The sequence below is a fragment of the Thalassolituus pacificus genome (assembly GCF_025318105.1).
In the GTDB taxonomy this organism is placed as follows: Bacteria; Pseudomonadota; Gammaproteobacteria; order Pseudomonadales; family Oceanobacteraceae; genus Venatoribacter; species Venatoribacter pacificus.
Genome location: NZ_JAOANI010000015.1, coordinates 395,865 through 420,157, shown reverse-complemented (window position 1 = coordinate 420,157; position 24,293 = coordinate 395,865). Strand labels below are relative to the sequence as shown.

General features: G+C 54.6%; 25 protein-coding genes. 17 read left to right on the top strand and 8 right to left on the bottom strand.

What is annotated here, in order from left to right; translation table 11 throughout:
* Positions 1-53: 53 nt before the first annotated feature.
* Both NYR02_RS09080 and NYR02_RS09075 read left to right on the top strand, forming a co-directional pair.
* The gene (locus NYR02_RS09080; protein ID WP_260976044.1) at positions 54-404 is read left to right on the top strand and encodes a hypothetical protein; all 351 of its coding nucleotides are present in this window, start codon (positions 54-56) and stop codon (positions 402-404) included.
* Positions 405-453: 49 nt separating this feature from the next.
* Entirely contained in the window at positions 454-2,205 is a 1,752-nt protein-coding gene (locus NYR02_RS09075; RefSeq protein ID WP_260976043.1) for an Lnb N-terminal periplasmic domain-containing protein, read from the top strand.
* A gap of 7 nt (positions 2,206-2,212) precedes the next feature.
* Here the strand turns inward: NYR02_RS09075 and NYR02_RS09070 are convergent, their stop codons facing one another.
* Together NYR02_RS09070 and NYR02_RS09065 are read right to left on the bottom strand one after the other, a co-directional pair.
* On the bottom strand, positions 2,213-3,028 hold the full coding sequence (locus tag NYR02_RS09070) for a DODA-type extradiol aromatic ring-opening family dioxygenase (RefSeq protein WP_260976042.1): 816 nt from the start codon (positions 3,026-3,028) through the stop codon (positions 2,213-2,215).
* Positions 3,029-3,038: 10 nt separating this feature from the next.
* Positions 3,039-4,211: a YbfB/YjiJ family MFS transporter gene (locus NYR02_RS09065; RefSeq protein ID WP_260976041.1), complete on the bottom strand. Its 1,173-nt coding sequence runs from the start codon at positions 4,209-4,211 to the stop codon at positions 3,039-3,041.
* 182 nt (positions 4,212-4,393) lie between these two features.
* On the opposite strand from NYR02_RS09065, the gene rsmG reads away from it, so the two are divergent.
* The 3 genes from rsmG to NYR02_RS09050 are packed head-to-tail and all read left to right on the top strand — an operon-like array spanning position 4,394 to position 6,809.
* Positions 4,394-5,047, top strand: coding sequence for a 16S rRNA (guanine(527)-N(7))-methyltransferase RsmG (rsmG, locus tag NYR02_RS09060; protein ID WP_260976040.1), 654 nt, complete (start codon positions 4,394-4,396; stop codon positions 5,045-5,047).
* 37 nt (positions 5,048-5,084) lie between these two features.
* A complete protein-coding gene (locus tag NYR02_RS09055; RefSeq protein ID WP_260976039.1) occupies positions 5,085-5,867 on the top strand; it encodes a ParA family protein in 783 nt (260 codons plus the stop codon).
* Positions 5,868-5,894: 27 nt separating this feature from the next.
* Complete coding sequence (locus tag NYR02_RS09050; RefSeq protein WP_260976038.1) at positions 5,895-6,809, top strand: ParB/RepB/Spo0J family partition protein; 915 nt, start codon at positions 5,895-5,897, stop codon at positions 6,807-6,809.
* 1 nt (position 6,810) lies between these two features.
* Here the strand turns inward: NYR02_RS09050 and NYR02_RS09045 are convergent, their stop codons facing one another.
* Positions 6,811-7,737 (bottom strand): M43 family zinc metalloprotease, encoded by a 927-nt coding sequence (locus tag NYR02_RS09045; RefSeq protein ID WP_260976037.1) that lies wholly within the window; start codon positions 7,735-7,737, stop codon positions 6,811-6,813.
* Positions 7,738-8,109: 372 nt separating this feature from the next.
* Between NYR02_RS09045 and NYR02_RS09040 the strand changes: the two genes are divergently transcribed.
* The 10 genes from NYR02_RS09040 (at position 8,110) to NYR02_RS08995 (ending at position 16,210) form a co-directional block, all read left to right on the top strand.
* Entirely contained in the window at positions 8,110-8,478 is a 369-nt protein-coding gene (locus NYR02_RS09040) for a F0F1 ATP synthase subunit I (RefSeq protein WP_145467405.1), read from the top strand.
* 23 nt (positions 8,479-8,501) lie between these two features.
* Positions 8,502-9,401, top strand: coding sequence for a F0F1 ATP synthase subunit A (gene atpB, locus NYR02_RS09035; RefSeq protein ID WP_260976036.1), 900 nt, complete (start codon positions 8,502-8,504; stop codon positions 9,399-9,401).
* A gap of 50 nt (positions 9,402-9,451) precedes the next feature.
* Positions 9,452-9,679, top strand: coding sequence for a F0F1 ATP synthase subunit C (gene atpE / locus NYR02_RS09030; RefSeq protein WP_015488783.1), 228 nt, complete (start codon positions 9,452-9,454; stop codon positions 9,677-9,679).
* A gap of 51 nt (positions 9,680-9,730) precedes the next feature.
* Positions 9,731-10,201, top strand: coding sequence for a F0F1 ATP synthase subunit B (locus tag NYR02_RS09025; protein WP_260976035.1), 471 nt, complete (start codon positions 9,731-9,733; stop codon positions 10,199-10,201).
* Between the two features lie 11 nt (positions 10,202-10,212).
* Positions 10,213-10,749, top strand: coding sequence for a F0F1 ATP synthase subunit delta (locus NYR02_RS09020; protein WP_260976034.1), 537 nt, complete (start codon positions 10,213-10,215; stop codon positions 10,747-10,749).
* Positions 10,750-10,764: 15 nt separating this feature from the next.
* Positions 10,765-12,309, top strand: coding sequence for a F0F1 ATP synthase subunit alpha (gene atpA / locus NYR02_RS09015; protein WP_260976033.1), 1,545 nt, complete (start codon positions 10,765-10,767; stop codon positions 12,307-12,309).
* A gap of 65 nt (positions 12,310-12,374) precedes the next feature.
* Positions 12,375-13,235 carry a F0F1 ATP synthase subunit gamma gene (atpG, locus tag NYR02_RS09010; protein ID WP_260976032.1) on the top strand — a complete coding sequence of 287 codons (861 nt, stop codon included), beginning with the start codon at positions 12,375-12,377 and terminating at the stop codon, positions 13,233-13,235.
* A gap of 40 nt (positions 13,236-13,275) precedes the next feature.
* Positions 13,276-14,670 carry a F0F1 ATP synthase subunit beta gene (gene atpD, locus NYR02_RS09005; protein ID WP_260976031.1) on the top strand — a complete coding sequence of 465 codons (1,395 nt, stop codon included), beginning with the start codon at positions 13,276-13,278 and terminating at the stop codon, positions 14,668-14,670.
* Between the two features lie 66 nt (positions 14,671-14,736).
* Positions 14,737-15,165 (top strand): F0F1 ATP synthase subunit epsilon, encoded by a 429-nt coding sequence (locus NYR02_RS09000; protein ID WP_260976030.1) that lies wholly within the window; start codon positions 14,737-14,739, stop codon positions 15,163-15,165.
* Between the two features lie 451 nt (positions 15,166-15,616).
* A complete protein-coding gene (locus NYR02_RS08995) occupies positions 15,617-16,210 on the top strand; it encodes a porin family protein (protein ID WP_260976029.1) in 594 nt (197 codons plus the stop codon).
* A gap of 47 nt (positions 16,211-16,257) precedes the next feature.
* Here the strand turns inward: NYR02_RS08995 and NYR02_RS08990 are convergent, their stop codons facing one another.
* Complete coding sequence (locus NYR02_RS08990) at positions 16,258-17,112, bottom strand: crotonase/enoyl-CoA hydratase family protein (protein ID WP_260976028.1); 855 nt, start codon at positions 17,110-17,112, stop codon at positions 16,258-16,260.
* Between the two features lie 156 nt (positions 17,113-17,268).
* Here NYR02_RS08990 and NYR02_RS08985 point away from each other — a divergent pair, with 156 nt between their 5' ends.
* Positions 17,269-18,219 carry a LysR family transcriptional regulator gene (locus tag NYR02_RS08985; protein ID WP_260976027.1) on the top strand — a complete coding sequence of 317 codons (951 nt, stop codon included), beginning with the start codon at positions 17,269-17,271 and terminating at the stop codon, positions 18,217-18,219.
* Here NYR02_RS08985 and NYR02_RS08980 read toward each other — a convergent pair.
* The 4 genes from NYR02_RS08980 to NYR02_RS08965 form a co-directional block, all read right to left on the bottom strand.
* Entirely contained in the window at positions 18,192-19,352 is a 1,161-nt protein-coding gene (locus tag NYR02_RS08980; protein ID WP_260976026.1) for a hypothetical protein, read from the bottom strand. The two genes, NYR02_RS08985 and NYR02_RS08980, sit on opposite strands and share 28 nt — an antisense overlap.
* A gap of 94 nt (positions 19,353-19,446) precedes the next feature.
* Positions 19,447-20,361, bottom strand: coding sequence for a histone deacetylase family protein (locus tag NYR02_RS08975; RefSeq protein WP_260976025.1), 915 nt, complete (start codon positions 20,359-20,361; stop codon positions 19,447-19,449).
* Between the two features lie 11 nt (positions 20,362-20,372).
* Positions 20,373-22,835, bottom strand: coding sequence for an EAL domain-containing protein (locus tag NYR02_RS08970; protein WP_260976024.1), 2,463 nt, complete (start codon positions 22,833-22,835; stop codon positions 20,373-20,375).
* Entirely contained in the window at positions 22,832-23,785 is a 954-nt protein-coding gene (locus NYR02_RS08965) for an ABC transporter substrate-binding protein (protein WP_260976023.1), read from the bottom strand. Before NYR02_RS08965 ends, NYR02_RS08970 begins: the two co-directional genes overlap by 4 nt.
* Before the next feature lie 162 nt (positions 23,786-23,947).
* On the opposite strand from NYR02_RS08965, the gene NYR02_RS08960 reads away from it, so the two are divergent.
* The gene (locus NYR02_RS08960) at positions 23,948-24,226 is read left to right on the top strand and encodes a hypothetical protein (protein WP_260976022.1); all 279 of its coding nucleotides are present in this window, start codon (positions 23,948-23,950) and stop codon (positions 24,224-24,226) included.
* The last annotated feature ends 67 nt before the right edge of the window (positions 24,227-24,293 follow it).

The window sequence follows — 24,293 nt, the reverse complement described above, 5'->3', positions numbered from 1 at the left end:
ATAATGAGTCCGCACTCAGGATTTACGTTTAAATAAAACAAGGATTTAGCTGAATGAAAGCCATTAAAATTGCGGTAATGATGTTTGCAGCCTCTCTGGCCGGTTGTGCCACGCTGTTTTCCGAAGACTCTGCGACCATTAATGTTTCTACCTCTAATGGTAAAAAGGTTGATATCACCGTCGACGGTCAGAACTATACGGCCCCAACGACTGTGAAGCTGGAAAAAGATGGTTCGACGAAAGTGATTGAAACCAAAGACAGCAGCTGCGCATCGTCGACTGCCGTACGCAAAAAGATAGAAGTTGTAACCTTTGTTAACGTCTTCTCTACCACCGGTTTTACCACTGATGCCGCTACCGGCTCGATGTGGACCTATGACAACGCGGTAATTGATTGTCAGTAAACCGATGTTGACTGAGCCGATAAAGGGGAGCCTGCGGGCTTCCTTTTTTTTGTTTGTATGGTTTTTATTCGCATGCAACTCCGCGTTCGCCAGAGATGCTGTACCGGGCTGGCAGCATGATCGCTGGCTTTCGTTACTGCATATCAAAAACGGAACCCCCACGATTACCGATCCGGCGTTTATTCTGACGCAGGATGACTTTTCTCCTGAGCTGGAGTGGCAGGCAACGCTCAGGCTGTTCGCGCAGCAGCCGCAGGCAATCTGTCGCTTTCCTGCCCGCTATCGTCTGTTACAGGAAAGCGGTACCAGCCTGCCTGAGTTTCCTGATTGTCCGGAGTACCGGGTATTTCTGCAGCGTGTGCCGGTTGATCAGGTCAGTGTTATTTATGCCTCTGAAAATCTGACCAGCCCGAGCAGTATGCTTGGTCATGCCATGCTGGCGGCCGAAGGTGTGCGCGATGATGGATTTTATGCCCGTCACTCTGTTTCATTTTTCACGGTGCTCGACAGCATTAATCCGATAAAAGTGCTCTGGGAAACGTTGATAAAGGGCAAGGAGGGCTTCTTTCTGGTTAAGCCCCTGCGTGCACATTTCGAATTTTATAATCTGGCAGAGCAGCGCAATGTGTGGCGGTATGAACTTGACCTGGATGCCGGGCAGCGGGCATTACTGCAGGATCATCTGTGGGAATTACGCTCGGTTAAAATGGATTATTTTTTCCATACGCAAAATTGCGCCACGGTATCCGCTGACCTGCTACGTCTGGTTATTCCGCAATTAACAACTGGCGACTGGGTGACCCCTATTGATCTGGTCAAAGCGGTAAACCGCAGCGGAAAAATTAAAAGCATAGAGATAACACCGGCCGCCAAATGGCGTGTACGTATGCTTGAGGATACCGTGCCGCAGGAGTTGCAGGATGCAGTTTATCAATGGCAACAGGGTGAAATCGATAAGCTGCCGCAGGTCGGTGGTGAAGACGGATTTCTGCTGCGGGAAATGGCAAGCGCTGTGCTGGATTACAGAGAGCAGACTGGCACTGACGATACGGAACAGAGCAGGAAAAAAACAGCAGCGCTGCGTCAGAGCATCCCCGACTCGCCAGAATTTTCTGACTATGAACTGACACTCGATCATTATCGTTCGCCACTGAAAACACCGGAGGATGCACATTATTCATTCGGCTATCAGAGTACAGAAAAAACCGACTGGTTAAGCCTGCAATGGCTGGCGGTAGGTCATGGCATTGAAGACGACAACCGTCAGTATTTTGCCGAGAACGAATTAAAACTGTTTGATCTCTCGTTGCGCGCATCGCCACAACGTGAAGCATTACGTCTTAATCATCTGCAATTGTATTCAGCCCGTTCCCTGACACCGTGGGATCGTTTTACCGGTGGTATTTCGGGGGATTTTCGCGTCGGGTTTTATTCACTGGCTGACGATAATCTGCAGCGGCAAACCGCATTTAATATTCATGGTGGCGTCGGTATTACCCTGGCGGCGTCCGCCGATTTGCGTCTGTATGCTTTGCTGAATGGCGGCTGGTACCGGAATAACGATGCCGATTTTCTCTACGCCGAACCGGAAGTGGGTGCTTATCTGTACGAAGTCTTTGGTATGAAAAGCTGGCTGCGTTACCAACCCAGATTTGCTCCTGACCGAAAAACACAACAACAGCTGACGCTGACGCACAGTATTGCACTGGATGAATCAGCCTTAATTGCTGAAGTATCCCGCCTTGCTGTTGATGGCAAATATGAACATGCCGCCAGCGTTAACTGGCGCTGGTATTTCTGAGTTCTGGTTAAAGCCCGAAACCAATCGCGGAGACGGCTTTGCCCATAATTTCTTCGCGATAAAAAGCGCTGCCCTGATCTGCGCCCGCGGCTCCGGCCACCATCATCATCGGCAGCAGGTGCTCTTCGCGCGGATGCACCTGACGTGCGCCGGGGGCATCGCTCCAGTGATTGAGCGCTGCAGTGCGCTGGGTTTCGTCCTGTGCTGCGGCGTCAATCAGCCAGTCATCAAAGGCTTTGGCGGCAGCAGCATCGGCGGCTGAGTCGGCAAAGAATGCGCTCAGGTTGTGGTAGCTCAGGCCACTGCCGATGATCAGCACGTTTTCGTCACGCAGCTGTGCCAGCACTTTTCCGGCAGCCTGATGCTCGGCCGGGTTCAGCCCCTTTTTCAGCGACATCGCCAGTACCGGAATCTCTTCCTGCGGATAGGCAACTTTCAGCGGAATAAACACGCCGTGATCCCAGGGTGCGTTGTTATCCACCGCCGCTCCGATACCGGCATCCTGTAGTAATTGCGCGGCCCGCTCCGCCAGTGCCGGGGCACCCGAAGCCTGATAGCGGATTTCATAGGTATGCGGCGGGAAACCGTAATAGTCGTATTCCAGTTTCGGCTTTGAGCCACCGCAAAAGGTAAATACCGGCGCTTCCCAGTGGGCCGAAATCAGCAGAATGGCGCTGGGTGGTTGTGGCAGGCGCGCAGGAATCGAACGCAGCATGGCGGCCATGTTATCCCACAGCTGCGGGTTGCCCGGCCATTCCATAAAAAAGCACGGGCCGCCGCCGTGGGGAATATAGAGACTGGGCTGACGTTGCTTGGCTGACATCTCGGTGCCCTCAGTGATCGCGGCGTGCGGGTACCCACAACATTAATACAAACGCCCAAACCAGTGCTGCAAATCCCCAGATAAAGGTGGATGACAAACTGGCTCCGCCTTCAATGCCGAGTTTTGCCAGCCAGGGGCCGAGCAGCTGGGTGAAGCCATAGAGAGCAATGAGCGCGGCGCTTAACCTTGGTCCCTGATGCGGGTGCAGGCTGCGCGCCAGCCGCTGGGTCAGCAATACCGCGCCTAAAAAAGTACCGCCGACCAGAATCGCACAGAGCCACAATCCCGCCGACTGCTGCGGTAATAACAACAGCGCCCCGACCCCCGCCGCCTGAATGGCGTAGTTCCACAACAGTGCGGTTTTATCACCGATAGCGGCACCTAAATGATTCCACAGCCAGGTCGATGGCAGCGAGGTGATGGCGACTAACAGCCAGGCGCTGGGCACCAGTGTCAGTTGCCAGTCGGCCGCTACCGCCGGCAGAAAGGTCATCGGCAGAATGTAGCCTAACCCGGCACCGGCATAGGCCAGAAATAATGGCGTGCTGGCGCGGTCCCAGAGTGCTGAATGATCGTCACCCTGCCCGGCCGGCGCGTGGCCGGGTAAGCGATGCAGATACCAGCTGCTCCACAATGCCAGCGGAATGGCGGCGATGGCCGCTGGCAGCCAGCGTTGCGGGCCAGCCAGCCAGGTGGCACTGAGTTCAACCAGCGCGCTGGAGCTGAGCAGGCCAATGCCCACGCCCAGATACATCAGGCCACTGAGTTGCGCTTTCTGTTGCGTAACCAGCCACTCCAGCACCAGCGCCGGTGCCAGCACAAAGACCACGCCGTTACCAATACCGTTCAGCAGGCGCAGGGCGGCGAGGGTTTCGTACTGGCTGACGAACACCTGCAGTAAAGTAATCAGTGCATTGCCGGTCAGCATCAGCGCCAGCGTAATACGGCCATGGCCACGCTGATAGAGAAACAGCGCCAGCATGGCGCCGCTTAAATAGCCGACGTAATTCCAGGTGGCGAGGGATGCGGCCTGAGACAGTGTGATCAGGCCGTCATCGACCAGCAGTGGCAGCAGCGGCGTGTACACAAAGCGGCCGAAGCCATGCACCACAATCAGCGATACCGCAGCGGCGATAATGGGCCACCAGTGGGACGATGGCTGATGACTGGCGGTGGAATTCATACGCAGGCTCCCTTAATGAGTGTGTGCATGATAGGGCTAAGCGCTGATAAGCCCAATCCGACTTAGGTTATGTCCGGAACAAGTCTGGTGAATGTCGGTTAAGCTTGCAGGCGCGCGTTTCCCGTCTCCTGCGGGCGTATGCTAATATCCGCCGCCTTTCTATATTGCTGGTTTGATTCACCATGAACGCTGAAACAGATTCTTTAACCCGTCAGCTGGCGCGCGGCGCTGAACAGATGCAGATTGCCCTGACGGCAGAGCAACTGAGCGCGTTGCGTGCCTATCTGGATCTGCTGCAGAAGTGGAACAAAGCCTACAACCTGACCGCCATCCGTGAACCGGAGCGCATGGTCGATTTGCATTTGCTCGACAGTTTGGCAGTGCATCCTTTTGTGCAGGAAGCGGACAATATTGCCGACGTCGGCACCGGGCCGGGCTTGCCGGGTATTGTGCTGGCAATCATGAATCCGCATAAAACCTTCACCCTGCTCGACAGTAACGGTAAGAAAACCCGGTTCCTGTTTCAGGCGCGCACCGCACTGGGGCTGGATAACGTGACCATAGTGAACGATCGGGTCGAGGCATATCATCCCCCCCGGCCTTTCGATATGATTGTCAGCCGCGCTTTTGCCTCGCTCGCCGATATGACCCACTGGTGTCAGCATCTGCGCGCTGAGCAGGGCTGCTTTCTGGCGATGAAGGGGCAATATCCACAGGATGAAATTGCCGCCATCGCCGACAAATTCCGCGTGGTGGCTTCCGATGCCATCAGCGTTCCCGGTGTGGAAGGCGAACGGCACTTGCTGCGTTTGCTGCCGGTTAATACCAACGATTGAATGCGTGTCGCCGTCAGGCACTGAAGGAAGCTGAGTTGTGAGCAAAGTTCTGGCAATTGCGAATCAGAAAGGTGGTGTCGGCAAAACCACAACGGCGGTCAATCTGGCGGCCTCGCTGGTCGCGACCAAGCGTCGTGTGCTGCTGGTGGATCTTGATCCACAGGGTAACGCCACCATGGGCAGCGGTATCGACAAGCACGACCTTGAGGTCTCCCTCTATGATGTGCTGACCGGGCGTGCCCGGACCGCGGCGGCCATCCGGAAAACCGAAGCCACCGCCGGTTTTGATCTGCTGCCGGCCAATGGCGACTTAACCGCTGCCGAAGTCGAGCTGATGGATCTGCCCCGGCGTGAAAGCCGTCTGCGCGAAGCGCTGGCCGAAGTACGCCCCGATTACGACTACATCCTGATCGACTGTCCGCCGTCACTGAATATGCTCACGGTCAATGCTTTGGTAGCGGCGCAAGGGGTCTTGATTCCGATGCAGTGCGAGTATTACGCGCTGGAAGGTCTGAGTGCCCTGATGCAGACCATCGAATCGATCAAAGCAACATCCAATCCGAAGCTGGAAATCGAAGGCCTGCTGCGCACCATGTACGATCCGCGCAACAGCCTCACCGTCGATGTTTCCACACAGTTGATCAGCCACTTTGGCGACCGGGTGTATGGCACTGTGATTCCGCGCAACGTGCGTCTGGCCGAAGCGCCAAGTCACGGTGTACCGGTGCTGAGTTACGATAAAACCTCTCGTGGTGCCGTGGCCTACCTGGCACTGGCCGGTGAAATGAACCGCCGCACCCGTCAGACCGCCTCGGCCTGATGCAGCTAAATAAGGTTAATTGAACGCATGACAAAGAAAAAACGCGGCCTTGGGCGCGGCCTTGACGCCCTGCTGACCAGCTCCCGTGCGGCGGTCGTCGCCACGCAGGCAGACGGTGACGATAACCGTGACGTCAGTGACAGCAGTCAGTCGTTAGACGCTGGCGAGTTGCGTCACCTGCCGATCGAATGGATTCAGCCGGGTCAGTACCAGCCGCGCAAAGACATTCAGCCGGAAGCGCTGGAAGAACTGGCAGCCTCTATCAAAGCGCAGGGTCTGATGCAGCCGATTGTGGTGCGTCCGCTGGCCAGCGCCGATGATCGTTTTGAAATCATTGCCGGTGAGCGCCGCTGGCGCGCTTGTCAGCTGGCTCAGCTCGATACTGTTCCTGCTTTGATTCGTGATGTGGCCGACGATGCCGCCATCGCCATGGCGCTGATTGAAAATATTCAGCGCGAAGACCTGAATCCGATGGAAGAAGCCGCCGCTCTGCACCGTCTGCAACACGAGTTCGAACTGACGCAGATGGAAGTCGCCGAAGCTGTGGGTAAAAACCGCGCCACCGTTGCCAATTTGCTGCGTTTGATGAACCTGAACGAAGACGTAAAGCGCTTGCTCGAACACGGCGATATCGAAATGGGCCACGCCCGCGCCCTGCTCGGCTTAAGTGGTGGCCAGCAGAGCGAAGCCGCGGCGCAGGTGGTCAGCCGTACGCTGACCGTGCGTCAGACCGAAGCGCTGGTGCGTCATCTGCAGGAAGGCAAAACAGAGGATAAAAGCGCCAGCAAGCCCAATCCGGATATTCAGCGCCTGGAGCGATTACTGGGTGACCGTCTGGGCGCCAAAGTGGCCATCAAGCACAGTGCCAAAGGCAAAGGTCAGCTGGTGATTAATTACACCAATCTGGATGAGCTGGACGGCATTCTGGCGCATATCAAGTAAGTCAGTCTGCAGCGGTGTTACGGCTGTTAAGTAACAGCGAGTGCCGCTCCCCTCCTTCGTTAAGTACCGACCAGACCGCAGCTTTCTGACCCTGACTGAACATCAGCAGGCTCTCGTCACGGGCCAGTGACATATAGTTCATAAACATATCGGCGCTGCCGCAGGTTGAACTGGGATGCGAAGGTGTCATGCCGCCGTAATTGCTGCTGCTCAGCGGTGTATCACTGATGCCGTCGTCAACGTTACAGCTCTCCTGCTCGCCGGCGATGTGTTTCAGTCCCAGCCAGTGGCCGACTTCGTGGGCGGTGGTTTTGCCCAGATGCAGACCCTGTTCCAGTGGCGGTTCTGTGCCAAAGGCCAGGGTGGCTATGAGTACGCCGTCTTCTTCTGGCGGATTGCCGGGCAGGCTGGCGCGTCCGGCCAGTGATACTTTGCCATGGCGGTCGCGCATATCGCTGACCCAGATATTAAGGTAGCGCTCCCGTGGCCAGGGATCTTTACCGCCTAAAGCGCTGTAATGCAGATAGCGATAACCCCAGCGGTATTCCTCCGGCGCCAGTTCAATATTCTGCGTGGTGCGGGTAATGCCGGTAGTTGGTTGCCCCTGTGGGTCGGTCGTGGCCAGTTCAAAGCGGATCTGCATATCGGCAATAAGAGGCTGAAACTCTGCCGGCACCTGGCTCAGGTCATCATTCTGGCGGTTGAATGCGCGGTTCAGTGCGGCTATCTGTGAGTGAACTTTAGCGACGCTGATACGGCTGTCATCTGACGCGGGATGCTCCATGATATGAACCACCACCGGGATGGTGATACCGGCGACAGGAGTGTCGGGGTTTTCTGGCTGTGGCGCGGGACTCTGGGATGAGTTATTGTCGCCGCCGCAGGCACTGAGCAGCGATAGCAGCAGTAAGAGGATTCCCTTCTTCATTGGTTGTTCCGGACAAAAGCAAAAGGCGCAGCGTATGCGCGTGAAGGCTGGATGCAAATAGCTATTGATAGAACTCTGTGTACCCTTCGGATGCATAAAAGTCAGGATGCCACAGGGCGTCTGAGAGTAGCGCTCAGGTAGCATTAAGTAAGTCATCACTTCCTTACGTAGGCCTGACAAATCCTGACGTTGAGGCTCGTGCAGCTCAAACCGGCGCGGGATTCAGCCTTTGCCTGACCTGCATCATACCTATTGGTCGAATTATTCTCGTTTTGCCCCCCGGTTTCGGTTGAAGCTGAAGGGTCGAGCCAATATAATCACCGCGCCTTAAAATAGGCTGTTGCAGATTTTTGACCAATTGTGGGGCTGGGGATGACAGGCATACCGCGTCCTCCGGCCTACCGGATCGTGATTTTACAACTGATCCTGACGGTTCTGGCCGCATTGGTTGCCTGGTTGCATAGCGATGTAGCCGCCAAGTCGGCATTGTTAGGGGGCTTAACCTGCGCCCTGCCCAATGCGTACTTCGTCTGGCGCGCGTTCCGTTATAGTGGAGCCCGGTCTTCTGTACAGATCGTACAGTCGTTTTACCAGGGGGAATCCTGGAAATTTGTGCTGACGGCGCTGAGTTTTGCTGTGATTTTTCAGCGCGTCGAGCCTCTGAATGTCCTGGCACTGTTTGCTGCGTTCATAACAGTGCAGCTGGGCCATCTGGCCGCAGCAAAGATAGCTAATTTATAAACCTTTGGAATTGAGAGTGAACAATGGCTGGTAACTCCCAAGAGTATATCTCGCACCATTTAACCAATCTGACCTACGGCAAACTGCCTGCTGGTTATGTTCGTCATGACGCGGATGGTACTGAAACTGAACTGACTGAAGCGACCTGGACCATGGCTCATAGTGGTCAGGAAGCTGCAGATATGGGCTTCACTGCGGTACACGTCGACTCACTGGGCTGGTCTTTCGGTCTGGGCGCTATGCTGATGTTCCTGTTCTGGCGTGCTGCCAAGAAGGCAACAACAGCTGTACCAACGGGCTTCCAGAACTTTGTGGAAATGATCGTTGAGTTTATCGACAACACCGTTAAAGAAGCGTTCCATGGCCGCAATGCTCTGGTTGCCCCGCTTTCTCTGACTATTTTCACCTGGGTCTTCATGATGAACTTCATGGATTTGATCCCGGTTGACGTGCTGCCCACTATTTTTGGTGCCTTCGGCGTTCACTATATGAAGGTTGTACCTTCTACTGACGTGAACATCACCATGGGTATGGCACTGACTGTTTTCGCCATGATGATTTACTACTCCATCAAGGTTAAAGGTATCGGCGGTTTTGTGGGTGAGCTGACGCTGCACCCATTCAATGCGAAAAACCCGGTCGTCCAGGCGCTGTTTATTCCGGTTAACTTCTTCCTGGAATCGATTGCGCTGATCGCTAAGCCGATCTCTCTGGCACTGCGTTTGTTCGGTAACATGTATGCCGGTGAGATGATCTTCATCTTGATCGCGCTGATGTTCTCTGCTGGTGCTTTCCTCGGTCTGCTGGGCGGTGTCCTGCAGTGGGCCTGGGCTGTTTTCCACATTTTGGTGATCACACTGCAAGCGTTCATTTTCATGATGTTAACCATCGTGTATCTGAGCATGGCGCACGAAGATCATTAATTTTTTTAACCCTTAACTCACTAACTTAACTTCTATATTTGGAGATAACTATGGAACAAGGTCTGGTATTCCTGGCTGCGGCTCTGATGATCGGTCTGGGTGCTCTGGGCACAGCAATCGGTTTTGGTCTGCTGGGTGGTCGTCTGCTGGAAGGTACTGCTCGTCAGCCTGAACTGGGTCCAATGCTGCAAGGTAAAATGTTCCTGATCGCTGGTCTGTTGGACGCCGTGCCAATGATCGGTGTTGGTCTGGGTCTGTACCTGATGTTCGCTGCCTAAGGGTTCATGTAATAACGAACTTCCTTAATCAATGAACATGAGGGCTCTGGCGTGAACATTAACGCGACTCTGATCGGCCAGATCATCACTTTCGCTATCTTCGTGTGGTTCTGCATGAAGTTTGTATGGCCTCACCTGTTGGGTGCTATGCAAGAACGCGAAAAGAAAATTGCCGATGGTCTGGACGCAGCTAACCGTGCTGAACGTGATTTGGAACTGGCTCAGGAAAAAGCCGCTTCCCAACTGCGTGAAAGCAAAGAAAAGGCTGCTGAAATCATCGAACAGGCTAACAAACGCGCTAACCAAATCGTCGACGAAGCTAAAGAAGCTGCTCGTTCCGAAGGTGAGCGTTTGGTAGCTGCTGCTCAAGCTGAAGTTGAGCAAGAGGTGAACCGCGCTAAAGAAGTTCTGCGCAAGCAGGTGTCTGAGCTGGCCGTGGCCGGCGCAGCCAAAATTCTTGGTAAGTCAGTTGATGCGGCTGCTCACTCTGAGCTGCTGAACCAATTAGCTGACGAACTGTAAGCGAGGTTTCCATGGCTGAATTAACAACTCTCGCTCGGCCATACGCCAAAGCGGTGTTTGCTGAAGCAAGTGAGAAAGGTGCATTAGACGCCTGGTCTGCGGATCTGGCATTACTGGCAGCCTGTGTTGCCGATGCCGATATGGCAAAAGTACTGGTGCATCCGTCTCTGACTGCGCAACAGCAGGCACAGGCTTTAACTGACGTATGTGGCGACAAGCTGAATGAAGCAGCCAAAAACCTGGTAGCCGTTCTGGCGGAAAACAAGCGCCTGATGCTGGTGCCTGAAATCGCAGCTCTTTACGAAGAGCTGAAAGCCCAGTTGCAGAACACGGTTGACGTAGTCGTCACCTCCGCGTTCGAGCTGAGCAATGAGCAGGCCGATAAACTGGCACAGGCCCTTAAAGCCAAACTGCAGTGTGATGTACGTTTGACCAGCGAAATCGATGAGACTCTCATCGGTGGCGCCATCATTCGTGCCGGGGACTTGGTAATCGACGGCTCCGTTACCGGCAAGCTGTCAAAATTAGCCGAAGCGATGAAATCCTAGTTTGAGGGACGATGCATGCAGCAACTGAATCCATCTGAGATCAGTGAAGTCATCAAAAAACGCATCGAAAATCTCGATGTGACTTCACAAGCCCAGAACGAGGGCACCGTCGTATCTGTATCTGACGGTATCGTTCGTATTCACGGTCTGGCTGACGCCATGTACGGTGAAATGATTGAATTTGAAGGCGGCGTATACGGCCTGGCAATGAACCTGGAGCGTGACTCCGTTGGTGCCGTTGTTCTGGGCGAATACAAAGGTCTGGCTGAAGGCCAGACTGCCAAATGTACTGGCCGCATTCTGGAAGTACCTGTTGGTGAAGCCCTGCTGGGTCGCGTTGTCGACACTCTGGGTAACCCGATCGACGGTAAAGGTCCGATCGAAACCAACCTGACCGCTCCTGTTGAACGTGTTGCGCCTGGCGTAATTGCACGTCAATCGGTCGATCAGCCTGTTGAAACTGGTTACAAAGCAGTCGACTCCATGGTGCCGGTTGGCCGTGGTCAGCGTGAGCTGATCATTGGTGACCGTCAGACGGGTAAAACTGCGATGGCTATTGACGCCATCATCAACCAGAAAGGCTCCGGCATTAAGTGTATCTACGTTGCCATCGGTCAGAAGCAATCTTCTATCGCTAACGTGGTACGCAAACTGGAAGAACACGGCGCGATGGATCACACCATCATCGTAGCGGCAGGCGCGTCAGACCCGGCAGCAATGCTGTTCCTGGCTCCGTACTCCGGCTGCGCCATGGGTGAATACTTCCTCGACCGCGGTGAAGACGCTCTGATCGTATTTGACGATCTGACCAAGCAAGCATGGGCATATCGTCAGATTTCCCTGCTGCTGAAGCGCCCACCAGGCCGTGAAGCTTACCCAGGTGACGTATTCTACCTGCACTCCCGTCTGCTGGAACGCGCATGTCGCGTTAACCCAACGTACGTTGAGCGCATGACTAACGGTGCAGTGACAGGCAAAACCGGTTCTTTGACCGCGCTGCCAATCATTGAGACTCAGGGCGGTGACGTTTCGGCGTTCGTACCGACCAACGTGATCTCTATTACCGATGGTCAGATCTTCCTGGAAACCAACCTGTTCAACTCCGGTATCCGTCCGGCGATGAACGCGGGTATCTCTGTATCCCGTGTAGGTGGTGCTGCACAGACCAAGATCATCAAGAAACTGGGCGGTGGTATCCGTCTGGCTCTGGCTCAGTACCGTGAACTGGCGGCTTTCGCTCAGTTTGCATCGGACCTGGACGAAGCGACTCGCGAACAGTTGGAACACGGCCGTGCCGTTACCGAACTGATGAAGCAGAAGCAGTACGCGCCAATGTCCACCGCTGAGATGGGTCTGGTGATCTACGCTGCGACTGAAGGCTTCCTGAAAGACGTTGAAGTGAACAAGATTCAAGCGTTTGAAGCTGCTCTGCTGAGCTACGCCAACAGCGAATACGCTGAACTGATGGCGAAGATCAACGTTAAGGGTGACTACAACGATGAAATCGCCGCCGGTCTGAAAGAGTGCATTGAGAAATTCAAAGGCACTCAGACCTGGTAAGTCCGGTGCTGGCGATGCCGGAAACGGCCATCGCCAGCTGGATTCACTCAACGTAGGGCAGCTAAATGGCAGTCGGAAAAGAGATTAAAGAGCAGATTACGAGTGTAAAAAGCACGCAGAAAATTACTTCAGCGATGGAAAAAGTCGCTGTGAGTAAAATGCGTCGCGCTCAGATGCGCATGCAGGAAAGCCGTCCATACGCGGATAAAATCCGTGATGTGATCGGTCATCTGGCGAATGCAACATCTGAATATCGTCACCGTTATCTGCAAGACCGCGAAATCAAGCGTGTTGGTTATATCGTGGTGTCTTCCGACCGTGGCTTGTGTGGCGGTTTGAACAACAACCTGTTCAAGCGTGTTGCACAGCAGTCCAAAGAGTGGAAGAACAAAGGTGTGGAAGTTGACTTCTGCGCTATCGGCTCCAAAGCCGGTCTGTTCTTCAACAGCTTTGGCGGCAACGTAGTAGCCTCCCAGTCTCATCTGGGTGATGCTCCTGAGTTGGCGAGCCTGATCGGAGCGGTAAAAGTGATGCTGGACGCATTCGACAGTGGTCGGATTGATCGTCTGTTCATCATGCATAACCGTTTTGTGAACACCATGACCCAATCGCCAGAAGCGGTGCAGTTATTGCCCCTGAAGGCACAACAAGACGATTCACTGAAACACCATTGGGACTATATCTACGAGCCTGATGCCAAAGAGATCCTCGAAGGTCTGTTGGTACGCTACGTAGAATCTCAGGTGTATCAGGGTGTGATTGAAAACAACGCCTGTGAACAGGCCGCGCGTATGTTGGCAATGAAAAACGCCACCGATAACGCTGGCGGCATGATCAAAGATCTGAACTTGCTGTATAACAAAGCTCGTCAGGCAGCGATCACCCAGGAAATTTCAGAAATCGTTAGCGGTGCCGCGGCCGTTTAAGGCCCGGGAACACAGGTTTTAAGGTTAAGAGGAACCGAATATGAGCGGACGTATCGTACAGATCATCGGCGCCGTTATCGACGTGGAATACCCACGCGATGTGGTGCCTAAGGTCTACGACGCCCTGACCGTAGATGGTACTGAGACAACTCTCGAAGTTCAGCAACAGCTGGGCGACGGCGTAGTTCGTACCATTGCGATGGGCTCGACAGAAGGTCTGAAGCGTGGCCTTCCTGTAACAAACTCTGGCGCTCCAATCTCTGTACCAGTTGGTATCGAGACACTGGGTCGCATCATGGACGTGCTTGGCCGTCCAATCGACGAATGTGGTCCTATCGGTGAGAAAGAAGTTGCTTCTATTCACCGTGCAGCACCCACCTTCGACGAACAGTCTGCCAGCAGCGATCTGCTGGAAACAGGCATCAAAGTAATCGATCTGGTTTGTCCATTCGCTAAGGGTGGTAAAGTGGGTCTGTTCGGTGGTGCCGGTGTTGGTAAGACTGTAAACATGATGGAACTGATCAACAACATCGCTAAGGCACACTCCGGTTTGTCTGTATTCGCCGGTGTTGGTGAGCGTACCCGTGAAGGTAACGACTTCTACTACGAAATGGCGGAATCCGGTGTTGTAAACCTGGACGACAAAGTCAAATCCAAAGTAGCAATGGTTTACGGTCAGATGAACGAACCCCCAGGCAACCGTCTGCGTGTGGCTCTGACAGGTCTGACTATGGCTGAAAAATTCCGTGACGAAGGTAAAGACGTACTGTTGTTCGTAGACAACATCTACCGTTACACCCTCGCGGGAACCGAGGTATCTGCACTGTTAGGCCGTATGCCTTCAGCGGTAGGTTACCAGCCAACGCTGGCAGAAGAGATGGGCGTTCTGCAGGAACGTATTACTTCTACCAAGACTGGCTCTATTACTTCGGTACAGGCCGTATACGTACCTGCGGATGACTTGACTGACCCAAGCCCGGCGACCACGTTCGCTCACTTGGACTCAACCGTCGTACTGTCACGTGATATCGCCTCTAAAGGTATCTACCCTGCGATCGACCCACTGGATTCCACCTCTCGTCAGCTGGATCCACTGGTCATCGGTAACGAACACTACGACGTAGCTCGTGGCGTTCAGGGTGTTCTGCAGCGCTATAAAGAGCTGAAAGACATCATCGCGATTCTGGGTATGGACGAACTGTCCGACGAAGATAAGCAGCTGGTAGCCCGTGCACGTAAGATCGAGCGTTTCCTGTCTCAGCCATTCCACGTGGCCGAGATCTTTACAGGTGCGCCTGGTAAGTACGTGTCTCTGAAAGAAACCATCCGTGGTTTCCAGGGCATCCTCAATGGTGAATTCGATGACCTGCCAGAACAAGCGTTCTACATGGTTGGTACCATCGACGAAGCTATCGAGAAAGCCAAGAAAATGTAACTTGGGCGGGTCAGGGAGCGAGTAGTGTAGTCCGCTCCCCGGCCTCCTCAGTCTGAGGGAAAGATTATGGCGATTACCGTCCACTGCGATATCGTCAGCGCCGAAGAGAATCTGTTCTCTGGCCTGGTAGAGCGTGTTGTGGCGTCCGGTGTACTGGGTGATCTGGGTATTGAACCCGGCCACGCAGCGCTGCTGACCCCACTGAAACCAGGTCCGGTCCGTATTGTTAAGCAAAACGGCGAAGAAGAGGTTGTTTACGTCTCTGGCGGTTATCTGGAAGTTCAGCCCAATACAGTAACCGTACTGGCTGATACGGCGGTGCGCGCAAGCGACATCGACGAAGCAGCGGCTATGGAAGCTAAGAAACACGCTGAGCAGGCGATTGAGAATCAGGGTGCAGACTTTGATTACTCTCGTGCGCTTACTCAGTTGGCAGAAGCTGCGGCTCAGCTGCGTACCATCCAGCAGATCCGCGCAAAACTCGGTAAGCACTAAGTTTATAATTAGTGTTTGTGCTGGATGCCGCAGCTCAGCTGCGGCTATAACAAGTCCAGCAGTCCCGAGCAAAACTCGACAAACACTGAGTTTCTGCAAAAGAAACCCACTCTGTAGAAATGCAGCGTGGGTTTTTTTATGCCTGGATTTCTGCCGGAACGCAGCTTAGCTGCGGCTATAACAAGTCCAGCAGTCCCGAGCAAAACTCGGCAAACACTGAGTTTCTGCAAAAGAAACCCACTCTGTAGAAAGCAGTGTGGGTTTTTTATGCCTGCTGGAATACGCAGCGTGCTGCGTGTATACACAAGTGCGAGCAGATCCGCGCTAAGCCCGGCAAGTATTAGGCTATACGGTTTTAGCGCAGTGATCTTTTAGTAAGTACTTGCACTTTATAAGTATAAAAATAATGATTTGCATTAATTATTATGCGTGTTTTTACTAAGGAAAGTTTATGTTCAGTGTTGTTTGCCGTTGGTCTTTAATTTTTGCTGCAGGGCTGCTACCGCTGGCTGCGGTTGCTTCTGATGACCCTGTGCGTCTGTATCTCGGAATGAGTTGGGGTACAGGTGATGGCTCGCACGACTGGGAATACAGTAACCAGAAAATCAGTACCACACATTACGATCAGGATATAAAAGATTTTAAGTTAGGCATTATGTTTTCCCCGGCAGTACGGCTGGAGTTTGCCAGAACACAGGTCGATATGGATGTCGACACATCGCGGAATGATCTGAGCGGTATGGATCTGAATCTGTTTTTCAGCGTCGGCAATAAACCTGTCCGGCCTTACTTAACCGTTGGTCTTGGGTCCTACGATTACGACGATACTGCCTCTCTGGTGGCAGGAGATGATGACCTGAGCGGTACGGCCGTCAATATTGGCGTTGGCATCTTTGCTCCTCTGAGCGAGCATGTGGAACTGGACATTGGCTATCAGGAAAAACGTATTGAATGGCAGGAAATGGAATCAGTGACTAACGATGAGCGCTTAAATGTGTCGACTCGTATGAATTACTTCAATACCGGATTGCGCATTATTTTCTGAATGGCTTTCATTGAGTGAGGCGGAGTATGTACTCCGCCGCTGTCGCTTTACTCCTCAAACAATCCCTTCACGGCAAACAAGTCATCGTATTCTGCCTGTTGTTTCTGCGCTTTGGCCTGGAAGGTTTTCATCATATCGGTCGGGCGGAACATGCCTGACTGCCAGGTCGCCATATAGCGCAGGCTGTCTTCAACGCTGTGGTCACGGCTGTAATTCAGCATCTCTTTGCAGCCACTGACCGCCAGTGGCGAGTGTTTGGCAATTTCAGCTGCAATGCTCAGTACGCCGTCGAGCATGGCTTGCTGGGATTCATACACTTCATTAACAAAGCCCAACGCCTTAGCTTCCTGCGCGCTGAATTTACGCCCGGTATAGGCCAGTTCGCGTACCACACCCTGCGGCATCAATTTGGGCAGGCGCTGTAAGGTGCCAACGTCGGCGGTCATGCCCAGTTCGGTTTCTTTGATGGTGAAGTAGGCATCGGCGGAGCAGTAGCGGGAGTCGGCGGCGCAGACCATATCCAGCGCACCACCGATACAACCACCCTGAATGGCCGCCAATACCGGTAAACGGATTTGTTCCAGTGAGCTTAAGGTATCCTGCAATTGCATTACGACACGACGCAGATTCTCGGCCATACGCCCGGCGTCACCGGTCATTGGCACCGCTTTCGGGTTGGTGAACACGCCCAGGTCCATACCGGCGGAAAAGTGCTTGCCGGTCGAAGAAATTACAATCACCCGCGCATCGGTCTGGGCCTCAATGGCACGCATGCATTGCGGCAGCTCCAGCCAGAAAGCCTGGTTCATGGAGTTCAGGGCATCGGGGCGACACAGTTGAACGTGAGCAATGTGATTTTCGACGCTGACGTTAAAGCTCTGGAATTCAGGCTGGGCACTCATAGCAGATCCTTGTGATTGTCTGATGGCAGTTGTTATTGATTATGTTGACGCCGTCAATATAGGGTGAGGCTGTGTGGCAGGTCAAATAAGCGGCTGACTCCAGTGTGGAATCGCATGGTACTCTTATTGCTCTTGTGAATACTGCCGGGCCAGTGCATGCAGAAAATGAATCTTTCCCGCGTCGACCTGAACCTCTTTGTGGTCTTCGATGTGATTTACCGTGAGGGCAATCTGACCCGCGCCAGCGAGCAGCTGAATCTGTCGCAACCGGCGGTCAGTCATGCGCTGGGGCGTCTGCGTGAACGCTTTGATGACCCACTGTTTGAGCGCTCCGGCAAGGGCATGACTCCGACGCCGCTGGCGAAGGCGATTATTGGTCGTGTCAGAGCGGCGTTGCAGGATCTGGAATCCACCCTGACTGAAGGCCTGGCCTTTGATCCTGCCCAGGCCAGCCGTGTGTTTACTCTGGCTTCCCGGGATGTGATGGAAGCCACAGCGCTGCCGTTGTTAATGGCGCGCCTGCAACAACAGGCGCCGGGCATTCAGTTGCGCAGCGTGAGGGTGGCGCGGCGTGATATGGAAAGCGCGCTGTCATCCGGACAGATCGATTTTGCCGCCGATGTACTGCTGCCGGTCGGCGATGATATTGAGCATCAGGCGATTGGCGAAGAGCAGCTGGTCGTAGTGATGCGCAATGGGCATCCGCTACAGGGAAGTACGTGGAATCTGGACGCTTACCTGAGTGCCCGGCATGTGCTGGTTTCCAGCCGCGCCGAAGGGCCGGGGGTGGAAGACTTCGCCCTGACCCGGCTGGGTAAGGTGCGGCAGGTGGCGCTGCGCTGCCAGAATTATTATGCCGCGATTCAGGTGATGCAGCAGACCGATTTACTGCTGACACTACCGCACAGCTTTGCCCGAAATATGGCCGCGCAGCTGCCTGATTACAGCATCCTGTCGTTACCGCTACCACTGGCACCACTGGAGCTGCATCTGTACTGGCACCGCAAGGCCAGCCGTGACCCGGCGGTGATGTGGCTGAAAGAACAGATGGCCGGGCTGATACCCGGCGCAGTATCAGGTCAGGGCAATGTCAGGGCCGTGCTGTAGCTGCCGGTGGCGGCCGGAGAACTGTTTAATCCGCAGCCAATAGCTGAGGCTGAGCCCAGGTCCGCACTCAGAACCAACTGAAGATTATCGGCGGTTGCTGTCAGGTTGCTGAGCCCCTCGTGCTGGGATATCAATCTTACACAACCGCTATCCCGTGCCAGTGCACTTTTCAGGTTGCCGTTCTGCTCTGTCAGAAAAAGCAGGCCAAGGCCGCTGCTGCTTCGGGTCTGAAGTTGCTGAATCAGTTCGCTGGCTGCCGGTGCCTCGCCGCATTCCTGTGTTCCGCTCAGCTCCAGCGTCTGTACCAGGCAGTACACCGGCTGATTCGACTCATCGATGTTGACGCCATTGTATTGGATGGTGAGGGAGTGCTGGCCAAGGGGAGCGGTGCTGTCTGATATTTTAATGGCCGCCGTACTCTGACCACTGAAACGGGTCTCACCAAAGCCCGTGGTATAACCCGCCAAAGCCTGGCCTGCCATTTTGCTGTTACTGGTCAGCGTAAAAAATTGCGACTCATTGCCATTAGAGTTGCTGTACAGAGGTAAAGAGAAGGCGGCAGTTGTATCTGGCAGGGTTTGGAACGTGCTGCTGCCTGCGGCGCAGTTGGCAACTTCCAGAGTGCCGGCATTGTCGCGGATTACAAAGACACTTTTGCGGCGGATATGCCTGGTTTCCTGCTCGGTAGGGATGCGTGGTATCTGCGTGCGTACATAGTTGCTGACCATCACCCAGGTGCCGGTCAGGTCGGTATTCAGCTCGGTACGTTCGTTGTAAACGGTCAGGTCATAGGTTGCCGCTGCTGCTGTATTACCCAGTGTCTGAGTCGGATTGACCTCGGCCGGTGGCAGGTAGCCGCAATCAGGGTCGGTCGGATCACCACCGTCGCCCGGATCACCACCGTCGCCCGGATCACCACCATCGCCCGGATCACCACCATCGCCCGGATCACCACCATCGCCCGGATCACCACCATCGCCCGGATCACCGCCATCGCCCGGGTCACCACCGTCGCCCGGATCGCCGCCATCGCCGGGAGTGTTGTCGTCAGGTGCAGAGGAGTGGCCGGAGCTGCCGTCGCCACCGCAGGCGGCCAGCAAAAGCATCAGGGTAAAGGCGAGTAAATGGCGCAAAGTATTGTCCTTATCATTATTATGCGCCGAGCCTAATCCTGTACGTTGGTTCTGTAAATGCCGGAGGAGATGCTTTGCTTGTTGTTTACGCGTCTCAGCTCAGATACTGCGGATACAGATGAGCGGCGCTTTCCACCACGATGGCGTGGCGGCGGGCGAGGCGTGCATGGTCACGGTCGTAGCCACCACCAATCACGGTTGCCAGCGGAATATGGCGGCGCAGGCAATGGCTGAGTACCAGCTCATCACGCTGCTGCACGCCGGCCCAGCTGATATCCAGATGACCCAGCTCGTCGCCCTGCCAGATATCGGCGCCGGCGTCGTACAGCACCAGGTCGGGCTGGTGTTCATCCAGTAAGCGCAGCAGTGTTTCTTCCACCGTCTGCAAGTACGGCTGATCAGTCAGGTGCTGGTCGAGACCAATATCCAGGTCGCTACTGGATTTGCGGAAGGGAAAGTTTTTCTCACAGTGGATGGAGCAGGTAAATGCCCGTGGCTCATGCGCCAGAATGGCGGCGGTGCCATCGCCCTGATGTACATCCAGATCGAAGATCAGCACTTTTTCTACATCGCCCTGCGCCAGCAGTGTCAGAGCGCAGTAGGCCAGATCATTGATCAGGCAGAAGCCAGAGCCAAAATCACGGTGAGCGTGATGGGTGCCGCCGGCCAGATGACAGGCCATGCCGTGTTGCAAAGCCAGCCGCGCGGTTAACAGGGTGCCGTTGGGCGCGGTCAGGGTGCGGTCGATTAAGCCCTGACTCCAGGGCAGGCCGATACGCCGCCAGGCGCGTGGGTCCAGTGTCTGGTCGCACAACGATTCCAGATAAAAACGTTCGTGAGCGATGTCGAGGTCGGTCAGCGATGCTGGCTGCGGCTGAAACAGGTTGTTGCGGCCAATCAGTCCCTGTTGCCGGCAATAGTCATGCAGGCGTACAAACTTTGACATCACAAAGCGGTGCTGTTCGGGGAAGGGACAGGAGTAGTTGGGGTGGTATACCAGTGGCAGCACAGCGGTCGCCGTCAGTGATGGGCCAGAGCGCTATTGTGCCGTACAAACTCAAGAAACTCATCTTCTGCCAATGGCCGGCTGAACAGATAGCCCTGAAATTCGCAGCAACCATGGTTTTGCAGATAGTCCCGCTGGGCCTGGTGTTCGACGCCTTCGGCGATAATGTCCATACCCAGGTTTTGCCCCATCTGAATGATGGAATCGACAATCCGGGCCGGCCGTGTGTTGTCTTCAATATCCATCACAAAGGAGCGGTCTATTTTCAGTTTGTGCAGCGGCAGGTGCTGCAGGTAGCTGAGCGAGGAGTAGCCGGTGCCGAAATCGTCCAGGGCAAAGGTGAATCCCATGCTGCTCAGGCGCTGCATTTTGCTGCGGATGGTGTCTTTGTTTCCGAGGAAAATGCTTTCAGTAATTTCCAGTTCGAGCTGCGCAGAACATAAGTCATTGCCGCTGACCTGGTCGGTGACATAGCGTTCGAAGTTTTCGTCCATAAACTGTGCCGGACTGATGTTCACGGCCAGACGGCGGAAGCTTTCAGGGAGCACATTCTGCTGACGCCAGCGTTTCAGCACGCGGCAGCTTTCACTCAGAATCCATTGCCCCAGCGGCAGAATCAGTCGGGTTTCCTCCGCCGCCCGGATAAACACTTCGGGGCTGACCGGCACGCCGCGGTTGGTCCAGCGGCACAGCACTTCGGCACCCGTGATCTCGGTCTGCTCATTTATCTGTGGCTGGAACACCAGAGTAAATGCTTGTTGTTCGATCGCCTGATGCAGGTCGTTATACAGGTTGAGTTTGTCCTGGGTTTCCTGCTGCATATTCTGGGTGTAAATGCTGATGCCACTGCGCCCCTGCGCCTTGGCGTGGTACATCGCAGTATCGGACTGGCGGACGAGGTCGGTCGCTTCATCCTGATGTGCAGGAAATACGGCAATGCCGATGCTGGCCGACAGGTGGAAGCAATGGATGTCGATATTGAAGGGTTCGCGGATGGCGGCCAGCAGTCGTTCAGCGCAGTCGCTGCCATATTGTGCGGCGGCTTCCGGGGTGTCACCCAGCTCGTCAAATAACACCAGAAACTCATCGCCACCGAGGCGCGCGGTGAGGTCTTCATCGCGTACCAGTTGATTCAGGCGCTCGCCCATTTTCACCAGCAATTTGTCGCCCACCGGGTGGCCGAGAGAATCGTTGATATTCTTAAAGTGGTCCAGATCGATAAAGAGCACTGCGCCGAATTTTCCTACGCGGCGGGCGTGCGCCATTTTTTTCTCGATGTGCAGCAGCGCAAACCGACGGTTGGCAAGCCGGGTCAGCGAATCAAAGTTGGCCTGATATTCAATTTGCTGTTGCTTGCGTTTGACTTCGGATATATCGCGGATCAGCCATAGCAGACCATTTACCTGGGGTTGCCCAGTCTGGCTTTTATCGAGCAGAGGCGTCATGCGTGATTCGATATAAAAATCTTCATGCCGGAACTCGGTAATTTCCATATCCAGTGACAGCAGGGCCTGATCACGGCTTTCTGTCATCCGTCCGGCGGCGTGCGGTTGCAGCCAGCAGGTAAAAGGCTGGCCGGTCAGGTCTTTATGCAGTGCTGGCAGCGGACTGTCGAGACTGCCGTAACGCCCACGGATAATGCCGTCGTTATCGAGCAGAAAGGCCACATCCGGGAAGGCGCGGGTAAAGGCCTGGTCGCGCATATGCTGTTCGCGAATCTGTTGCATTGAATGCTGCAGGTGTTGGCTCAGGTTATTAAATGCCCTTTCCAGATGAGCGAACTCGGAAGACGTACCGGAGTGAATGGTTTGCCCCAGTTTTCCGGCCTGCAGCGTCAGGGTGAACTTCACCAGGCGATACAGCGGGCGCAGAACCTGACGTTGTAAAATGCGTTGCAGGCCGAGGGTGTAAAGCACCAGCAGCAGAACCAGCAGGGCAATACGCAGACCGGTACTTTGCAACATCTGCTGGTACTGACTGCGGGCATCATAATGAGCAAACAGCCAAGCCTCCTGCTCTCCCCGCAGCTCGCGTGTGCGGTACTGAAGCGGCTGCAAGCTGTAAAATTCGCCGCCAGCCTGAAAATACTGTACCTGTCTTGTGTCCAGCGACAGATGCAGGGCGGTGAGATCAACCGTCAGCGGTTGGCCAATATCCGCACGGCGGGTAGAGAGCTTCACCTTGCCATCGACCCATAGCAGCAGGTGGTGGACGTGTGGACGGGTTGCCATGCGGCTGAGTGTCTGATCGCTGAGGCTCCATTCCTCTTCGGCCAGTTGATGCTGCAACGTCAGGCGCAGGCCTCCCAGTTCAGCTTCCAATTTATTCGACCAGCTACTGCTGAACTGCTGGGTTGAGGCCTGATACAGGAAATAGCTGAGCAGCAGTGCAGCGACCCCCAGAGCGATGACAGACCAGCTGAGTAAAATCCGCTGAAGTGAGATCAGTTTCTGGCGTGGCTTTTGTGCAGCGCTCATGACGATTCCGGTAGAAAACGAGGCGTGGTGAAGTGTTTAAGTGCCGGAGGAGTCATCATCAGTTTCTGCTTTACCATGATCAGGGCCAGGTGATCGGAATGGCGGCTTAAGGGGGACGGATCACCACTCAGCAAACGCCTGTTTTCTGCAATATCTGCCAGTTCGATGCCGTCAAACATCTTACCGACATCGTCTTCTGGCAGGCGCATACGCTGGTTCATGATGGCAAGGGCGGCTGCAGGTGTGGTGCGCAGCATGCGCCTGGCCTTAAAGTAGCCTTGAATGAGTTCCTGAATAGGCCTCTGCTGTTGAGTGATTACCTCGCGCCGAATGGCCAGAACATCGACGATCTGGCCTTTGATGGCACTGCTGTCGAACAGCACATGCGCACCCGCATGGGCCAGCTCGCTGCTGAAGGGCTCGAACGTAATCATGGCATCAATGCTGCCGGCCTTATAAGCATTAAGGTGGTCGCTCAGGCCTATATGACGGATGTGTAAGGCATCGTCCTGTAACTCGGCAAACTCCATCGCATTTTTGAGCATCAGTGCGCCGACGGCGGTGGTTTCCAGCGCAATGGTTTTACCGCGCAGGTCCCCCAGAGTTTTGATATTCGGGTGCGCCATAATGACATCGGCACCGGCAGAGAAACTGAACACAAGCACGACCACCAGATCCTGGCCTTCCTGCACCAGCGATAACACTTCATCCAGACTCAGGGCGCCGCCTTCAAGATGACCCATGCGCAATGCATCCATAACATCCGATGCCGAGGGCAGCTCAACCAGCTTGATGTGATGATCGTACAGCCCTTGCTCGCGGGCCAGATAAAGGGGTTCATAACCGGGCCAGACATTGGTGCCAATTCGCAGCGCCGGACCCGGAGAGTCGCAGCCGCTTATGACCGTTAATGAAAGGCAGAGCAGCAACCTTGTAATCCAACCCTGCACAGAAACTCCGGATATCCGCTAAATCTTTGTTAAGCCTAGCAGTTTACGTGTTTTCTGCTGGTCGATACGGGGCTTCACTACGGTGAGGTTCCGACCATGGGCTAATAGCCGGGAGCAGGAGAATATGATCCTCTGAAGGTTCAGCTGAAACAGGTGCAGGTCATGTCAAACAATAACAACAAGCGCAGCAAAGTAACCGACAGTGCGGAGGTCGTGACGACGGCCAATGACGCCGGCTCACGCTTTGAAAAAGTGTTCTACCGCTATCTGGCCTGGTTTCCGATTCTGGTGCTGCCGATGATGGTGTGGGAAATGATGGGCTCGGGACAGTATGCCGTTGGCAGCATCGTTGCGCTGATCCACGCCGTGCTGGTCTTCCGCTTTGTGCAGGTTATCAATCTGCCGGGAATCTTTAAGCGTCGCCGCACCACGGATGCCTGAAAAACAGAGACGCCAGAAACAAAACAGGCAGAAAGAACGACTGCTCTTTCTGCCTGATGTTTTTCTG